A 17646-nucleotide genomic window follows, 5' to 3' on the forward strand; every position below is an offset into this window, starting at 1 on the left:
AGTATCTTTGCATTTTAAAATTTTTAAGTATGTTTACATCAAAAGCGAATAAAATATTTCAGGAGGTTATTGAAAAATATCACATCATTAATACCGTAGATCAACCTTTTGAAAATCCTTTTCCAGAGAGTGATTTAATAGAGCATTTATTATACAGAAAGTGCTGGATTGATACGGTTCAATGGCATTATGAAGATATAATTCGCGATCCAGAGATTGATCCTGTAGCGGCTTTAAAATTAAAACGTCAAATTGATGCTTCAAATCAAGACAGAACAGATATGGTGGAGTACATTGATAGCTATTTTTTGGAAGTATATAAAGAGGTGACACCAAAAGCTAATGCTACAATCAACACAGAAAGCCCTGCTTGGGGAATTGATAGGCTTTCTATTTTGGCATTGAAGATTTACCATATGAATGAAGAGGCCACAAGAGCTGATGCTTCTGAAGCGCATAAAGCAGCTTGTAAAAAGAAATTAGATGTATTGTTAGAGCAACGTGTAGATTTATCAACGGCTATTGATACGCTTTTAAGTGATATTGAGAAGGGCGATAAATACATGAAGGTTTACAAGCAAATGAAAATGTACAATGATGACGAGTTAAACCCTGTACTTCGTTCTCAAAAGTAGTATTGTCCAATCGGGAGTTCCTTTTCAAGATCTCATCTTATAGATTGACATGCCAAAACAAACACATATTTTAGTGATACGTCTCTCAGCTATGGGGGACGTTGCTATGACTATACCTGTTTTAAGAGCATTAATTCATCAGTATCCCGAGGTTAAAATCACGGTTTTAACGCGAGAATTTTTTACTCCTTTTTTTAGAGATTTAAGTGGTGTAGAGGTTTTTTCTGCAGAGGTTAATGGAAAGCACAAAGGGCTTTTAGGATTGTATAAATTGGCGAAAACCTTAAATATCAAGAATTTTGATTGTGTTGCAGATTTGCATGATGTGTTACGGAGTAAAATATTAAGAAGATTAGTGCATGCAGACAAATATGCGGTCATTGATAAAGGACGTAAGGACAAAAAAGCACTGATTTCAGGGAAGCAGTTTCAGCCACTAAAAAGTACGCATGAGCGCTATGCAGATGTGTTTAGAGCGCTTGGTTTTCCTTTAAATCTTGGGAATCCTGTTTTTCCTAAAAAGGCATCTTTAAGTGATGTTACTAAGCCTTTTATATCTAAAACGAAAAAGAATATTGGTGTAGCGCCATTTGCTACCTATGAAGGTAAAATGTACCCTCTGGAATTAATGAAGAAGGTCATTGAAGAACTTGCTTCAAATTATCATGTAATTTTATTTGGAGGCGGAAGCAAAGAGAAAGCTATTTTAGAGGATTTTGAACGTCAATTTAAACATGTGGTAAATGTGGTTGGTAAACTTGATTTGCGTGATGAATTAGATCTTATTTCTAATTTAGATGTTATGTTGAGTATGGATTCAGGTAATGCCCATATGGCCGCTATGTATGGCGTTAAAGTGGTTACCATTTGGGGAGTAACACATCCATATGCTGGGTTTACACCGTTTAATCAACCAGAAAACCATGCGTTGTTGCCTGATAGAGTACAGTTCCCTATGATTCCAACCTCGGTCTATGGAAACAAATACCCAGAAGCGTATAAAAAAGCCTCTGGGAGTATATTACCTCATGACATTGTAAGTAAAGTAAAGGCAATCATTTAGTTGTTTACCGTAAAGATATCATGTGTTGCATTGTTATTAGCAACAAAAACGTGTGGTTTCCCTTTTCCTTCCACAACAATAACACCTCTAATATCTTTGTCTATAAAGAAACCGGAATTTAAATGATGCATTGCGGTAAACCCGCCATTACCATCGCCTAACAAAATATTTCCTATGCCAGAGTCTGCTCGGGTGGTTTCAACCTCCGATTGATAATTATTCCCTGCTAAAAGAAGATCTTTGTGGCCGTCATTATTAAAATCATAAAATAGAATACTATTTATAGGTGATTGTTGTACGTCATTATCAAATGGTTTAAAGTCAAAATTATTATCTCCTTGGTTTATAAAAATTCCAGATTTAAATTCGGTAACCTCATAGTGTAACGCATTTTTAATACCTGGGCCTACAATGCCTTCAATATCTCTATTTGCAAAGTCTTGATAGGTTTTAATTTTTGATTGTAAATGTGGCATTTGTTGAGCCGTACAACCTTTACCTCTTACTGGAACTTGTTTGTCTTTGTAATATTTTGCTAAGAAAATATCTTCTGTACCATTATAATCAAAATCTGAAGTATAAACATGAAATGGTTTTTCTGCTGAGGCGTGGAATTTATAATTTAAGCCCAGATTTCCTGCTACAATATCTTTGTCACCATCATTGTCAACATCCACTATAAGCAATTTGTTCCACCATCCTTTAGCTTGGTTTAACGACTCATAATATTTAGATTTTTCAAGTTTTCCAGACTCGTTCAGCAACACTTCAATTCCCATCCATTCACCGGTAACAACCAAATCTAAATCATTGTCGTTGTCAATATCAAACCAGGTAGCATCGGTTACCATACCTAGGTTTAATAAAGCAGGTGCTAAAGTACTAGTATCCTCAGTAAAACTACCCTGATTATTTATAAGGAGATAACTTTTTGGTGCATGTGGGTATTTGGCAGGAATAACACGTCCTCCCACAAATAAATCAATATCTCCATCATTGTCGTAATCGGCAGGTACAACAACCGAACCTGCAGCATAAAAATCAGGCAGTTGTGATTTTGTAAAGTTCCCTTTTCCGTTGTTGAGATATAAACGATCTTTTAACATTCTTGGATTTCTGGTAAATTCATAGCTTCCGCTTACTACATATAAATCAAGATCACCATCATTATCTGCATCAAAGAAACAAGCCCCAACATCCTCGTATTGTTTATCTTTTGCTAAAGCGGCATTGCTACTTGTTATAAATTTTCCTGAGGATTGCCCTAAAAGAATTTGCCCAGGTTGAGTATGGCCTCCGCCAATAAAAATATCCTCGTTACCATCGCCATTTACATCTGCTTTAGCTAGAGCTGGACCTGTTTGAGATAATTTATGAGGCAGTAATACCTGAAGGTCATAATCATTAAAATAAGGGTCAATATGTTTTGTATTAAGAGTTATTTTGCTGAATAGTTTTTTCGATGAATTTTCAGAATGTTCCTCTTCAGGTTTAGTGGCATCAGTATATTTAACATGTAAAACGGAGTTCATTTTTACAGTGTTGAAATCTTGTTTTTTCCCATCTTGCCACAATACCTCTACATTTTTGATTGTCTGTGATGCCCCGATACCAAAGTGCAATTTATTGGAAACGGAAGATAAAAATCCCCTTGTGTTAATCAATTGACGCACCAATTTAGTATTATTGTCAAGAGTAATGGTGACCAAGGAACCAACACCAAATGTGTTGGTTTCAGGGCCTTCAAAGGTTATTTGAAGAAAATTACCTTTTTGCTGTTCTATGGCATTATTTTTTAAAACTGAGGCACTGTCATTTATATTATTTACTACAATATCAAGATCCCCGTCATTATCTAAATCGGCATATACAGCACCATTAGAAAAGGAAGGTGCTTCATCAACCCACTCCGTAGAAGTATCTTCAAATGTAAGATTGCCATTATTCTTGAAGAAATAATTATTTAGCTTTTGTTGCGGTAGCATTTGTGCATACTTTAAAAAGTCTTCTTTAGTTGGTTTTCTGTTATTTTGCCTTAATTGCTCAGCAATAGCTTTATTTGAATCTCTATCAATAACGTCTCTAAACACGCCATTTGTAACAAAAATATCGTTTAGCCCATCAAGGTCAAAATCTGCAGATAGCAAGGCCCAACTCCAGTCTGTATCGCCAATATCAGCCATTTTTGATACTTCTCTAAACGTCCCATTTCCATTATTTATTTGCAGCATATTGTGCATGTATTGGTAGTGATACCCGTTGTTGGTCATTTTTTCAAATTGACTTACAGAAGTCATGCCCATGGTGGTTTTAGATCTTATATAATCTTTGGGGTTCATATCAAGGGTCATTAAATCTAGATAGCCATCATTATTTACATCAGCTACATCACCACCCATACTATTGAACGACATATGTTTTACCACTTGATCTCTACTTTCAGTAAACGTCCCATCTTGATTATTTATATATGCAAAATCGGGCATATTAAAATCGTTGTTTACGTATATATCTAACCAGCCATCGTTATTAAAATCCATAACTTCGGGGTTTAATCCAAAGGCCATTTCTGGCATGATGCCAGCTTTAAGAGATACATCTGTGAAATGCCCTGTTCCATCGTTGTTGTATAGTTTGTCACTCCCTTTAAGTGCCATGGTTTTAGGATCGGTTTGAAGGGCCTTTAAATCAAAAACATCAGTTTGGTTTCTATTTACAATATCGGCAGCATTTGAAATATAAACATCTAAATCATTGTCGTTGTCATAGTCAAAGAAAATAGCTTGAATGGTTCTATTGCTATCTGCTAAACCACGTTCTTTTCCCTGTTCAGTAAAGGTAAGGTCACCGTTATTGATGTATAAAAGGTTTGCAAACCTATCGTCTTCATCAATCCAGCCACCTCTAGAGACATAAATATCTAAAAACCCATCAGTATTCACATCTACAAAGGTAACCCCTGTATCAAAGCCTTTTAGGTTTAAAATACCAGCTTGTTTTGTAATATCCTCAAATTGAAAGTTACCTTTATTTAAATAAAGTCTATTGTTCTCTGAATTTGAGGTAAAAAATAAGTCTATCAAACCATCATTGTTGATATCGCCTGCCGCAACACCGCTTCCAATATACATGTAGTTGTATTGAAAATAATTGGCGTCAACAGTTTCTTCAAGGGTGTTTATAAAATCAATGCCTGTTTCTGATTGATTCAGGGTAGTGAATAATTTTGTTGAATGTTCACTTATTTCTGTAGATTCTACTTTTTTCTCATTTTCACAAGAAAATATAGAAATAGATAGAACCAAACATGTAGCTATTATGTTGAGGTTGTTTTTGAATTTGCTAACTTTCATAGTATCAAATAAATGTTGTTGTTAAGTAGTGTATACTTAGGGTTTTGTGGTTGTTGGAGTGCCTAACAAATATAATAAATTGACTATGTAGAATTTAAAAAAAACGGTAAGAAATTATTATTTCTTACCGTTTTAAAAACTAACTATTTGAGAAACTTATTTTTTAAGATTAGGATTTAAGTCAACTTCATTTTGCGGTATTGGAGCAAAATAGTTGCTGGTTTCTAATGATCCTAAAATTGGATTTTGAACGTCTAATAATTCACCATCTGAGTTAAAAGAACTTTGCGGATCTCTATCAGATAAAGCTTCTTTTACACGCTCCATACGTACTAAGTCATTCCATCTAATCCATTCACCGGCAAATTCCCATTTACGTTCTGTGAAGGCTAGTTCAGCAATGTCACCGCTAGTCACATCAACCGAAGGATCTGGAGTATTATATGGAAGACCAGCAGCTCTTCTTCTTATTTTGTTTAAGGCTTCCCAAGCTTCAGTGGTTACATTTCCTGAACGCCCAGAAGCTTCAGCATAGATTAGTAATACTTCGGCATATCTCATGTAGAAATCATTTCTGTCTGTATTAAAATCATCTAATGAGATATCTCCTGGAGGGCCTACAATTTTAGTGAATACAGGGGTAGCTTGATCGGTAAAGTTTTCCCAATCTCCCCAAACACCATCAGATCTGTAGGTGGCATCTTTACGTGCTCCTTCAGGAAAATCTTCATAAAATTTAATTTCGGCAAAAGTTTCTTGCCAACCACCAACATCTGAAGGGTTTCCTAGCTTACCAAATTTACGGTTATTCAATCCATTTGCTCTGTTATAGGCAATGGTCCAAATACTTTCATCGTTAAATCTGTTTTCTAATGTCCATAAGTCATTTAAGTCTTCCACTAAACCAAAACCATGAGCTCCCGCATTATCCATGACTTTTTTAGCACTAGAGGCAGCTTCTGCATATTTTGATGTATTTTTTTCTGGAAATCCAGCCCAGTCTAGGTATAAGCGCGCTAACATAGCACGTGCAGATCCAGAATTTGGTCTAGGAGCACCTTTTTGTACATCAGGGTATTTAGCAGGTAATAATTCTTCTGCTCGAAGTAAGTCAGATTCTATTTGCTGGTATACTTCTTCTTGAGTTGAAAGACCAATGTTAAAATCGGGTATTGAGGTTAAAGGAAGGGGTATAGTTCCATGTATTCTGGTTAGATGAAAAAACATAACACCTCTAAGGAAGTGCACTTCACCAATTAATCTATCTTGTGCATCTTGATCAGGTAAATTTAAACCAGCAGCACTTTCAAGGGCATTATTGGCAGCTCTTACCATGGCATAAATATCACGCCAGTTGGACGCGATTCTTCCATTAGTAGGTGCTACAACGCGTTGATCAAACTCTCGAAAATCAGCTTTGTTACTTACTCTATGGGTTGTGATGTCATCACCAGACCAACCATTTACAAAAAAAGTTGACCATTGTGATGCATTTCTTAGTCTAGAATAAATTCCAGTTACACCGAGTTCTAATTCCTCCTGAAGGGTATATTGACCAGGTGCTAACCTTGAAATGGTAGGGTCTTCTTCCAAATCAGCACAATTCTGAACGGAGATTACCAATAAAAGAACCAATATAGATAGTGCTTTTACTTTAATATATCTGAAAAATTCAATGTTTTTCATATTATTTATAATTTTTATTTTTTTAAACAATTCTTTTAAAATCCAAATTTAACACCTAAAGAAAATGTACGAGGATTTGGATAAGCTCCTACATTGATACCGGCAGCTACATCAACATTACCTGCATTATTTGCTGGTCTTGAGGTGTGTTCTGGATCATAACCTGTGTAATCGGTGATTAAGAAAAGGTTTTGACCAGATGCATAAAGTTTCAAATAGTCAATTGTACTAAAAAGATCATTAAATGTATAACCTATAGATAAATTGCTTAATCGAATAAAATCTCCCTTTTCAACAAATCTTGTAGAGCCAATTTCATTACGTCCACCAGCTGGAATGTCAGTTTCATTTGTTGCGGTCCATTGGTTCACTTGATCTGCAGCTAAGAAACTTCTCTGGTTTCCTGTATTACCAACTATAATCCCTTGAACGGCATTTAACACGTCAAATCCATGAACGCCTTGGAAAAACACATTAAAATCCCAGTTTTTATATGTAAGTGTGTTGTTGAATCCCCAAAAAGTATTTGGTGTACCATTACCAATAACACCAAAAACCAAATTGTTGTCATCATCTAACAGATATTTAGCATCTCCAGGGATGGCAATAGGTTCACCAGTTTCATTAACAGGAATATTGTCGGTAGATTTCCAAGTGCCTAAGAAAGTAGCTCCCCAAAATTGACCAATAGGCTCGCCTACCTGAATTCTATTCCATCTTCTTTGCTGACCATCAACACTTTCAAAAGAGCCTTGAATTTCATCAACATCACCTAAATCGATTACTTTGTTTTTTACATATGAGAAAGTGAATACTGAGTTCCAGTTAAAATTATCATTTTGAATAATGGTTCCGTTTAAAGAAATATCAAAACCTTTATTCTCTATTTCTCCTAAATTTTGTTTAATAAACCCTCCTCCATTTGTGTCAGGTACCGGAACATCTAGTAATAAATCTTCAGTGTTTTTAACATAATAGTCTAATGATAAGTTTGCTCTACCATTGAAAAGACCTAGATCAACACCCACATTGGTTTGTGTAGTAGTTTCCCAAGTTAAATCTGGATTGCCATATCCATCTGGGGCAGATCCAGGCTGTACATTGGCACCGTCAAAAGCATAGGTGCTATTTATTGTAACTGTTGGGAAAGTAGTGTAAGGAGCAATGTTTTCATTACCCACTTGTCCCCAGCCTGCTCTAAGACTCAAACCTGTAAAAGTGTCTCCTTCACCTAACATATTAGAAAAGTTATATCTTGCCGATACTGAAGGAAAAACACCATTTCTTTTTCCGGATCTAAATTTAGATGATGAATCAGAACGAACTGTACCAGTTAAAAAGAATACATCATTGTATATGTATTCGGCTCTACCCATTATGGACTCTAAGGCTGATTTAGAGTAATTGTTATTAAAATTTCTTGCAGCAGCAAGTTCTCCTAAATAAAACCCTAAAGGAAGTGATAAGTCATTACCATTATAAGCATTCCATCTGCTTTCAAAACCAGAAAACTCATAAACACCTGTTACTTTTACATCATGTTTATCAGCAAATAATTGATGCCAAGTTAAAATGTTACTCACCTGGTGCGTTGTGTTTTTGGCATTGCCAAAACTAACATCGTTTAATGGGTGGTCTAACACATATGATTCTGTGGCATTATTGATGGTTGAAGCACCGGCCAGTAAAGTGTAGTTAAAGGCGTCGTTGATATCCCAATTCAAGTTAAAATTAACGTTTAGTCTATCGTTGATGCTATTTCTGTCAGTGGTGTTAATGTCCTCGATTGGATTTTGATTAAGTGATGCTAATGATCGAGTTGAAAATCTGTTATATTGTCCGTTTTCATCAAATATAGGTGTTGTAGGATCCCATGTCAATGCTTTCACAACTAAACTACCTTGAAAACGATTTAAGGCTGTAATGTCATTTTTGGTATTGGCTCTAGTTGCGAATACATTTAAACCGATTTTAAAATTATCGGCTATATTTGAGTTTACATTCGCACGAACCGAATATCTTTCAAAACCTGTACTTTTTACAATTCCTTCTTCATTTACGTAATTTCCTGAAAGGAAATAGTTGATTTTCCCTTCTGATCCGCTTGCAGATAATTGAACGTTATTAGAAAGACCTGTTTGAAAAAGTTCTCTTTGATAGTCTGTTCCGCCGCTTGCCGCTAAATCACTGATTTCAGAATCTGAAAATATTGGTGAACCACCAACACGAACACGTCTGCTGTTCTCAATTCTTGCAAAATTTGCTGCATTTAGCGTAGGAAGGTATTCTGGAACAGAAGATATTGTGGTAAAATAATCTACATCTATTTTAGATTTCCCTTTACCTTTCTTCGTGGTTACCATAATTACCCCGTTAGCACCTCTCGATCCATAGATAGCTGTTGCGGATGCATCTTTTAATACATCCATAGAAGCAATGTCATTTGGGTTTATGGTGCTTAAATCTCCGCCAATAATACCATCAATAACTACTAATGGACTGTTATCTTGATTAATAGAGTTTACTCCACGAACCCTAACTTTAATGGCTGCACCAGGAGCACCACCTTGTCTTGATACCGTTACACCAGCAGCTCTACCTGATAAAGCGTCTTCAACACGGGTTAATGGTTGCTTTTCAAATGATTTAGCAGAAACCTGAGAAACAGCTCCTGTGAGGTCACTTTTTTTAGCAGTACCATATCCAATAACAACCACTTCGTCAAGTTCTGCCGCATCTTCAATAAGGGTTACGTTGATTTTAGTTTGGTTGCCAACCGTAATAGATTGGGTAACGTAGCCAATGAAAGAGATTTCTAGAACATCAGAAGCTGATGCTGAAATACTGAAATTTCCATCAAAATCGGTGACAGATCCAGTAGTTGTTCCCTTTACGATAACGTTTGCGCCAGGGATGCCAACACCAGCTTCGTCAACAACAGTTCCATTAATGGTTTGTTGTGCATTTGCATGATGAAAACTCATAAACATGAGAAGCGCTCCAAGCAAGAAGCTACGTCTCAAAAACAGAGTAATTTGTTTTTTCATAATTGTTTAGTTTTAGTTTAATTGTTAATAAATTAGTGAGTTTAAGGGTCTAAATATAGTAATGTGATTTTAATTTTTATAGGTAAAAATAAATTTTATGACAAAAAAACAGATATAAATTTTGTGTAAAAATATTTTTTTGTAGTTTTTATTTATGTAAAAAACTGATAATGAAAGTTTTAAAATAATTTTTTTAATTTTTATTGTAGGGTTTAATATTCAAAAAAAAAACTAGTTTCAAATATAAAATTGGTGTAGTTCATTTTCTATTTGTAAAACACCTCTTATTGCTTTGGATAAAAAAAAATAAAAAACAGGTTTAGTAGTTGTTATATATTACCTTCAACTGGTATTATTTTACCAATTTAGTATATTTTACAATATAAAAATGTTAATACCGAAATAAAAATGTTCGCTTATTGCAAGTTAATCATTCAGGATGCTATTATTTAGCATAAGGCTTAAGGTTCACTCGTAGCAATAAATCATCTGAAACAATAAATAGAAATCTACCATCTTCACTAAATTCACAATTACCGGTTGCTTTATTTGTTTTGATAGTGCCTAAATGTTTGCCTTTAGGTGTGACAATAAGAACGCCATCTGGGCCAGCAAAAAAGAGATTCCCGTTTTTGTCTAGTTTAATACCATCTGGGCATTGCTTGCTCAGGCTTTTTTCACGAAGTTCGGTAACATCAAATAGAATCCTTTTACTAACTAATTTACCGGGAGCAAGAATATCAAAGGCAAATATTTTTGGAAAACTCGTATTGGAGTCGCCAACATATAGGGTCTTGTTATCATGAGAAATGGCCACTCCATTTGGGAATTTTATATCTCTATCTAAAAGAATGACAGTGCTATCTTTCTTTGAGTAAAAAAATACGCCACTAAATCCTAGATCGCTTTTAGCGTCTTTAAGTCCGTATGTAGGATCGGTGAAGTAAATGTTTCCTTGTGAGTCAAAGGTTAAATCATTGGGTGAATTGAATTTTTTTCCATTATAATTTGTAATGAAAGGTTCATATTTAGGTGTTAACGAATCTTTCAAGCTGATTAATTTACTTATAACACGGTCTCCTTGCTGGCATAGTATTAGATTCCCTTCAGCATCAACACCCAATCCATTGGCGCCTTTACCTCCTCTAGGCCATGGGTTAATATCAGGACCTGTATAACCCGAGGGATTTAAGTAAAGGTTTAATCCTTTTAAATCATTCCATTGGTACACCTTATTTTCTGGAACATCTGTAAATAACAATGTTTGTTCTTTTGGAAGCCAAACAGGACCTTCGGCCCAATTAAATCCTTTAGCCACCAAATCAATGCGAGCATGTATTGAAACTATTGAATCAAAAGCAGGATCTAAACGTTCAATACTTCCATAGGTAGGGTATTTTTTGAGGGAATCTATAATAGTTTCAAAACGTTGTTTAACTTTTTTTGTATGCTGATTTAAAGTAAAAGTATTTAAAGGTTTTAATTCTTGTTTGTCTTTTTCAACATTATAAAACCGACCATCACCATAAAGCTTGTATGTTTTATTCAGTACAAATTCGGCTGGATTAATATGGTCTTTACCTGCACCAGGCTTAGGATTGTAATTCATATAAACCCAATCGCGCCTATTTGAGGACTCTCCTTTTAAGGTAGGGTAGAAACTTTGACCGTCTGTAATAAAGTCTTCAGGTATTTTTTTACCAGCCACATCAAGCATTGTCGGTAAAAAATCTATAGCATCAATTAATATCTCAGCTGTTTGTTCTTTTTGAATATGTCCTGGCCAGTTGGCTATAAAGGGCACTTTTATACCTGTTTCTATAGTTAGTCCTTTTCCACCTTGAATATATTGTTGGTTTGCTTTTGAAAAAATGGTTTGGTGCGTTCCATTATCAGAATACACCATAACCAAAGTGTTATCTCTAAGCCCTTGTTTTTCTAAGTTTGTGATTATTTTTCCAATAATCTTATCTGCATAAGCCACCATGTCTTTAAAGTTAGTGGTGTCTTTCTGTAATCGTTTCTCTGGAGTACTCCATGCTTTACTTTGGGGTGTAGGTGTAAATGGGTCATGCGTTAAGGCCATGGGGTAATACACAAAAAAAGGTTTTCCTTTTTGTTTATTAATAAAGTCATTTATAAAATCTGAAAAAATATCTGGACCATATTTGTTTGTTGTGTCTGATAAAAATGTACCATTTTGTAATATGGTTGGATTGGCATAGCGAGACCCTTTATTTTCGGTATGCCCCGTATGCCATAAACAGTATGCGTCAAAGCCAGCATGCTCCACTTGCATACCGGTTCCTCTTCTAAATTCTGAACCAGGATAGCTTACAGGGTCGTAACTTTGCAGCTGCCATTTACCTGCTATACAGGTGGCGTAACCAGCGTCTTGCATTAAATGCCCAAAGGTTTTTTGATCTGGATTCAAAATTCCAAAGGCTGTCCAATTACGGTAGTTGTATTTACCCGTCATTAATTTTACACGGGTATTGGTACATAGAGGCTGTGCATAGGCTTGAATAAACAACATGCCTGTTTTTGCCAATTGATCTATGTTTGGTGTTTTATATGATGTGCCGCCATAGGCACCAACACATTCATAACCCAAATCATCTAACATGATGAGTATAATATTGGGTCTTTTATTGGAGTTTGTTTGTAATTGGTAAGCCCATGATGTATAGCCCATGCACATGGAAACAATGCAATATGCTATTAGTTTTAACACTGTACGGTTGATGTGCAGATTATTTATCAAGAATAATTTCATTTTTCTTATCAGATGATTTGTTCTTTTTTAAGTATTCACTAGGCAGCAGACCAAATTGGTTTTTAAAACATTTAGAAAAATAGGATCCTGTATTGAATCCAGTTGTCGACTTCCCCTAAATAGAACTGTTAGTTTTTCCAAAATTATTCATTTTTTCGTTTTAAAAGTAGTTTGATTTTTGGGGAAGCTTACAAAATAACTTACCACTAGCACCGCATTACTAGAGGTTTTTAGTGAGAAGTTACCATCAAAGTCGGTTTGGGCGCCATGTGTCGTGTTTTTTTCTACAATATTTGCACCAGCCAAGGGTACGCCAGATTCGTCTACCACCGTACCGTTGATGGTCAATTCTTGGGCACTCACCATGGTGGTACCAGTGAGTAGTGCCATAAACAACATCAATAGCTGATGTTTGAATTTTAGTTTGAGTAATTTGCTTGATTTCATAAGCATCAAATGTTTAGTTTTAGTTAATAAATCTATTAACACAAACTTAACATTGATATAAATTCATAGATGCAACATATTGTCAAATCCATGTAACAAATTGATAAATCCTTTATGAATCAGGCGTACCCTTGGCTGGTGGAAGTATTTAAGCGAAGTAAAATCTTATAAAAAGGTATTTTTGTAAGTGCAAAAAAATAACACGCGTTTTAACCCAAAATAATTGTAGAATTTAGGGAGATGGCTTGTTCCAAGAATGGTTATGTTTTATAAGGGCTTCTAGGATATCTTAATATAAAAAGAAGATATTACACATCATCAAAGTCAATAGTGATGCTAGCTGTGGTTGGGTGCGCTTGACAGGTTAAAATTAAGCCTTCGGCAACCTCACTATTTGTTAAAATATTATTTTGTCGCATGGTTGCTTCGCCTTCTTTAATGCGTGCTAAACAGCTGCTGCAAATACCGCCTTGACAGGAATAGGGTGCATCAATGTCCTCATCTAAAGCGGCTTCTAATAAGGTTTGTGTTTGCGACATTTCAAACGTAGTGGTTTCATCATCCACAGTTACGGTAACTTGGGTTTTTCCCGATGGTACAGCCACGTCTTCAACTTCATCAACTTTGGCGGCTTTAAAAAGTTCAAAATGAATACGGCTTTCATCAATGTTATGATCTGCTAAAACATCTTTAACCGTATGTATCATACCTTCAGGACCACATAAATAATAGGCATCAACCTCAACGTGCTTATGTTCATTCTTCATAACATAATTAACGGTACTTTTTTCAATTCTACCAAAAATAGCGTCGTCTTCATCTTCTTGGCTAAATACAAATTGAATAGAAAAGCGATCTTTGTAGTTGTGTTGAAGTTCTAAAAGTTCCTGTAAAAACATGGTATCGTGAGTCGTTTTATTACCATAAACCAAAATAACCTTGCTGTGAAATTCCTCCTCTAAAGCACATTTAATAATACTTAGTATGGGTGTAATGCCGCTTCCTGCTGCAAATAAAGCTATATTCTTAGTTTTTTTATCGTTTGGTTCAAAGATAAAACGTCCTTTTGGTGGTGCAACTTCTATGGTGTCACCAGGTTTAAGAGAGCTATTAGCATAGGCTGAAAAGGTGCCATCTTTTACCGCTTTTACTGCAACTTTTATGTCACCACTTTTTGGGGATACGCACAGAGAATAGTCCCTTCTAATTTCTTTGCCATCAAGTTCTGTTTTTAGCGTAATGTATTGTCCAGCTTGAAACGCGAAAGCATCTTTCAGATTGTCAGGAATATTAAATGAGATACTAACGGCTTTGTCTGTTTCTCTATGGATATTTTTAACTGAAAGTGTGTGAAATGATGACATATAAAATGATTTTAAGCAAAAATAGTGAAGCCGTTAAAAATAGAATAGTTTAATATGAAAAAATAATACATAAAAATATTATGCATAATATTTTTATGTATATTTGATTAAGATGAATAATGCCCATTTGTATAGAGGAAGTCTTGCTACTATTATTTTAAAGCTTCTTAATGAGCACGACACCATGTATGGCTATGAAATTGTACAAAGAGTAGATGAATTAACCCATGGAGAGCTCAGGTTAACCGAAGGAGCGTTGTATCCATCACTTCATAAAATGACGGCGCAAGGCCTTTTAGAGGTAAAAGTCATTAAAATAGGAAATAGAATAAGAAAGTATTATCAACTTACAGAATCTGGCACCAAAGAAACTGTAAAGAAGTTAGCCGAACTTGAGCAATATATTAAAACCATGCGTGCTTTGGTTAATCCTAGGTTTCGCTAATTCTAGGTTGTATTTTTAAAGAAAAAAACACAGAAAGCATAGGGTGCTGTAACAAAGTCATTTAGTTTTGTACAAACATTATGGTGTCACAATAAAAATCTTAATTAATAAATAGTTTCACATGAAAAAAAACCTACTAATCTGTTTGTTTACCATAGCGCTTTCGTCAACTTTTTATGCTCAGGATAATTCTGGGTTTAAAAAAGAAACAGTTGAATTTATAAAAATTACTGGTGCTGCAAAAGCTTTTGAAAAGGCCATTGCTCAAATTGGAGCTATGGTTCCTGAGACCAACAAAGAAGCTTATACCAACGAAGCCAATGGTACACTAGAGCCACTATATAATCAGATGGCCGATTTGTATATGGCTGAGTTTACCGCTGCCGAGATAACACAACTTATAAACTTTTATAAGACCGATTTAGGAAAAAAACTGGCTAGTAAACAAGTAGAACTTACTCAAAAAGCTATGGCTTTTGGACAATCTTGGGGCATGAAGGTGCAGGCTATTGCGCAAAAGTATCAATAGTATTAATATAGAGGGTTTCAAATCACCTTATGGTTATGATTAAGCATTTTATAAGTTTAGAGTGGAAAGCATTTTTTAGATCGCCTTCACTTAAAACTAATTTATTTTTTAAAATACTTTTAGGCTTTGGAGCACTGTGGATGATTGTAACTTTTTTATTGCTCGGGTTTGGGGTCTTTTTTATTATTAGAGATAAGTTTCATAAAGATCCTATAGTTGTTTTTAATGATTTTTTGGTGTTTTATGTGGTTTTCGATTTGGTGTTTAGATACTTTCTTCAAAAGATGCCTATTGTTAATATAAGGCCATTACTGTATTTACCAATTAAGAAAGCTAAGGTTATACATTTTGCCTTAAATAAAACAATGCTGTCTTTTTTTAATATAGTACACGCGTTTTTATTTATACCCTTTTCAGTTGTTTTGCTCATAGAGGGCTATCCAATTTTTAGTGTCTTAGGATGGTTTATGGCCATTATGGCACTTGTTTTTTGTAATAATTTCATTAATGTATTTGTTAATAGTAAAGATGTTGTGTTTTATGCTGTGTTGGGAGTGATTATTGTTTTTGGTCTCTTGCTTTATTATGAATTATTTGATGTTACCTTGTTTACGGCACCCGTTTTTCAATCGTTTTATGATGTTCCGTATTTAGCCCTAACTCCATTCATAGTATTGGTTTTATTATACAAAATCGCTTTCAAATATTTTAGAAACCATTTTTATTTAGATGGTGGGTTGTCAAAGAAAATAGAGGTCGTAAAGAGTGAAGATTTTGCTTGGCTTAATAGGTTTGGTAGTGTTTCAACGTTTTTAAAGAACGATATCAGATTACTTAAAAGAAACAAGCGATCGAAAACCACGTTGTTGATGAGTGCCCTCTTTTTGTTTTATGGTTTAATGTTTTTTACAAACTCCATAGAAGCTTATAAAGGACCTTTTTGGAGAATTTTTGCTGGCATTTTTGTGTCAGGTGGATTTTTATTTAGCTTTGGTCAGTTTGTGCCCAGTTGGGATAGTGCTTATTATCCGTTAATGATGAGTCAAAACATCAGGTATAAAGCATACATTTCTTCTAAATGGTATTTGATGGTTATAGCAACTATTATTTCAACAATTTTATCTGTGTTTTATCTATATTTCGGATGGCAAGCATACGCAGCTATACTTGTTGGTGCTATTTACAATATTGGTGTGAATTCGCATATTGTGCTCTGGGGAGGGGCTTATATTAAAACGCCTATAGACTTGACATCAAACAGAAAGGCTTTTGGAGACAAAAAAGCATTTAACGCTAAAACATTGCTATTAACACTGCCAAAACTTGTTTTGCCTATGGTGCTTTATGCTATCGGACATTTTACACTGGGTGAGACGTTTGGGTTTGCCTTGGTTGCTATATGTGGCGTTGCTGGGTTTTTATTTAAAAACAAGGTGTTTAATGTCATTGAAAAAGTATATAAGTCTGAAAAGTATAAAACACTGGCAGCTTACAAACAAAATAATTAAGACTATGATTATCTCAACAAATCTTTCAAAAACATATAACAGCAAGCAGGTTTTAAATATCGAATCCTTAGAAATTCCTAAAGGGCAAAGTTTTGGTCTAGTTGGTAATAATGGCGCTGGTAAAACCACTTTTTTTAGCTTGTTGCTAGATTTAATTCAGCCTTCCAAAGGTCATATTAAAAACAATGGTGTTCAAGTAGATAAAAGTGAAGACTGGAAACCCTTCACGTCTGCTTTTATTGATGAAAGTTTTTTAATAGGTTATTTAACCCCTGAAGAATACTTTTATTTTATTGGAGAGTTGCGAGGGCAAAATAAAGCTGATGTTGATGCCTTAATTTCGCAGTTTAAAGATTTTTTTCATGATGAAATTTTAAATCAGAAAAAATATTTACGTGATTTAAGCAAAGGAAACCAAAAGAAAGTGGGAATTGTAGCAGCCCTTATTGGAAATCCAGAGGTCATTATTCTGGATGAACCTTTTGCCAATTTAGATCCAACAACACAAATTCGCTTAAAAAGCATTATAAAAAATCTTGCCGAAAAACAAGGAGTTACTGTGTTAGTATCAAGTCATGATTTGCTTCATGTTACAGATGTTTGCGAAAGAATTGTTGTGCTTGATAAAGGTGAAATTGCAAAAGATTTAGTAACAAGTGAAGCCACTTTAAAAGAACTTGAAGCACATTTTACTGGTTAATCTGAGTTCAAAACAAGTTTCATTTTATAGCTTAATTCAAAAAGATGCTTATTTTTACCAAGCAATTATAATAATAGCTTGACTTTACAGTTA

At 34.7% G+C, this 17646-nt stretch carries 12 protein-coding genes; 6 read left to right on the top strand and 6 right to left on the bottom strand.

The window, feature by feature from the left end; all coding sequences use genetic code 11:
* The first annotated feature begins 29 nt into the window (after positions 1-29).
* Positions 30-635 (top strand): DUF4254 domain-containing protein, encoded by a 606-nt coding sequence (locus KFZ70_RS05515; protein WP_139694498.1) that lies wholly within the window; start codon positions 30-32, stop codon positions 633-635.
* A gap of 73 nt (positions 636-708) precedes the next feature.
* Complete coding sequence (locus tag KFZ70_RS05520) at positions 709-1698, top strand: glycosyltransferase family 9 protein (protein ID WP_317128444.1); 990 nt, start codon at positions 709-711, stop codon at positions 1696-1698.
* Here KFZ70_RS05520 and KFZ70_RS05525 read toward each other — a convergent pair.
* From KFZ70_RS05525 to KFZ70_RS05550, 6 genes are all read right to left on the bottom strand, one after another.
* A complete protein-coding gene (locus tag KFZ70_RS05525) occupies positions 1695-5051 on the bottom strand; it encodes a VCBS repeat-containing protein (protein WP_139694497.1) in 3357 nt (1118 codons plus the stop codon). The genes KFZ70_RS05520 and KFZ70_RS05525 overlap by 4 nt on opposite strands.
* 156 nt (positions 5052-5207) lie before the next feature.
* Entirely contained in the window at positions 5208-6737 is a 1530-nt protein-coding gene (locus tag KFZ70_RS05530) for a RagB/SusD family nutrient uptake outer membrane protein (RefSeq protein WP_139694496.1), read from the bottom strand.
* A 35-nt stretch (positions 6738-6772) separates the two neighbouring features.
* Positions 6773-9784 (bottom strand): TonB-dependent receptor, encoded by a 3012-nt coding sequence (locus tag KFZ70_RS05535; RefSeq protein ID WP_139694495.1) that lies wholly within the window; start codon positions 9782-9784, stop codon positions 6773-6775.
* Positions 9785-10229: 445 nt separating this feature from the next.
* The gene (locus tag KFZ70_RS05540; RefSeq protein ID WP_139694494.1) at positions 10230-12560 is read right to left on the bottom strand and encodes a sulfatase-like hydrolase/transferase; all 2331 of its coding nucleotides are present in this window, start codon (positions 12558-12560) and stop codon (positions 10230-10232) included.
* 147 nt (positions 12561-12707) lie between these two features.
* Complete coding sequence (locus tag KFZ70_RS05545) at positions 12708-13007, bottom strand: carboxypeptidase-like regulatory domain-containing protein (protein ID WP_233243971.1); 300 nt, start codon at positions 13005-13007, stop codon at positions 12708-12710.
* Positions 13008-13315: 308 nt separating this feature from the next.
* Positions 13316-14371, bottom strand: a complete 1056-nt coding sequence (locus tag KFZ70_RS05550; protein WP_139694492.1) for a ferredoxin--NADP reductase — start codon at positions 14369-14371, stop codon at positions 13316-13318.
* A 112-nt stretch (positions 14372-14483) separates the two neighbouring features.
* On the opposite strand from KFZ70_RS05550, the gene KFZ70_RS05555 reads away from it, so the two are divergent.
* The 4 genes from KFZ70_RS05555 to KFZ70_RS05570 all read left to right on the top strand — a co-directional run bounded on the left by KFZ70_RS05555 (position 14484) and on the right by KFZ70_RS05570 (position 17553).
* The gene (locus KFZ70_RS05555; RefSeq protein WP_139694491.1) at positions 14484-14816 is read left to right on the top strand and encodes a PadR family transcriptional regulator; all 333 of its coding nucleotides are present in this window, start codon (positions 14484-14486) and stop codon (positions 14814-14816) included.
* Between the two features lie 121 nt (positions 14817-14937).
* The gene (locus tag KFZ70_RS05560; protein ID WP_139694490.1) at positions 14938-15345 is read left to right on the top strand and encodes a DUF2059 domain-containing protein; all 408 of its coding nucleotides are present in this window, start codon (positions 14938-14940) and stop codon (positions 15343-15345) included.
* 35 nt (positions 15346-15380) lie between these two features.
* Positions 15381-16853 carry a DUF5687 family protein gene (locus KFZ70_RS05565; RefSeq protein WP_139694489.1) on the top strand — a complete coding sequence of 491 codons (1473 nt, stop codon included), beginning with the start codon at positions 15381-15383 and terminating at the stop codon, positions 16851-16853.
* Between the two features lie 4 nt (positions 16854-16857).
* On the top strand, positions 16858-17553 hold the full coding sequence (locus KFZ70_RS05570; RefSeq protein ID WP_139694488.1) for an ABC transporter ATP-binding protein: 696 nt from the start codon (positions 16858-16860) through the stop codon (positions 17551-17553).
* The last annotated feature ends 93 nt before the right edge of the window (positions 17554-17646 follow it).

This window comes from Allotamlana fucoidanivorans (assembly GCF_045788535.1).
Lineage (GTDB): Bacteria > Bacteroidota > Bacteroidia > Flavobacteriales > Flavobacteriaceae > Allotamlana > Allotamlana fucoidanivorans.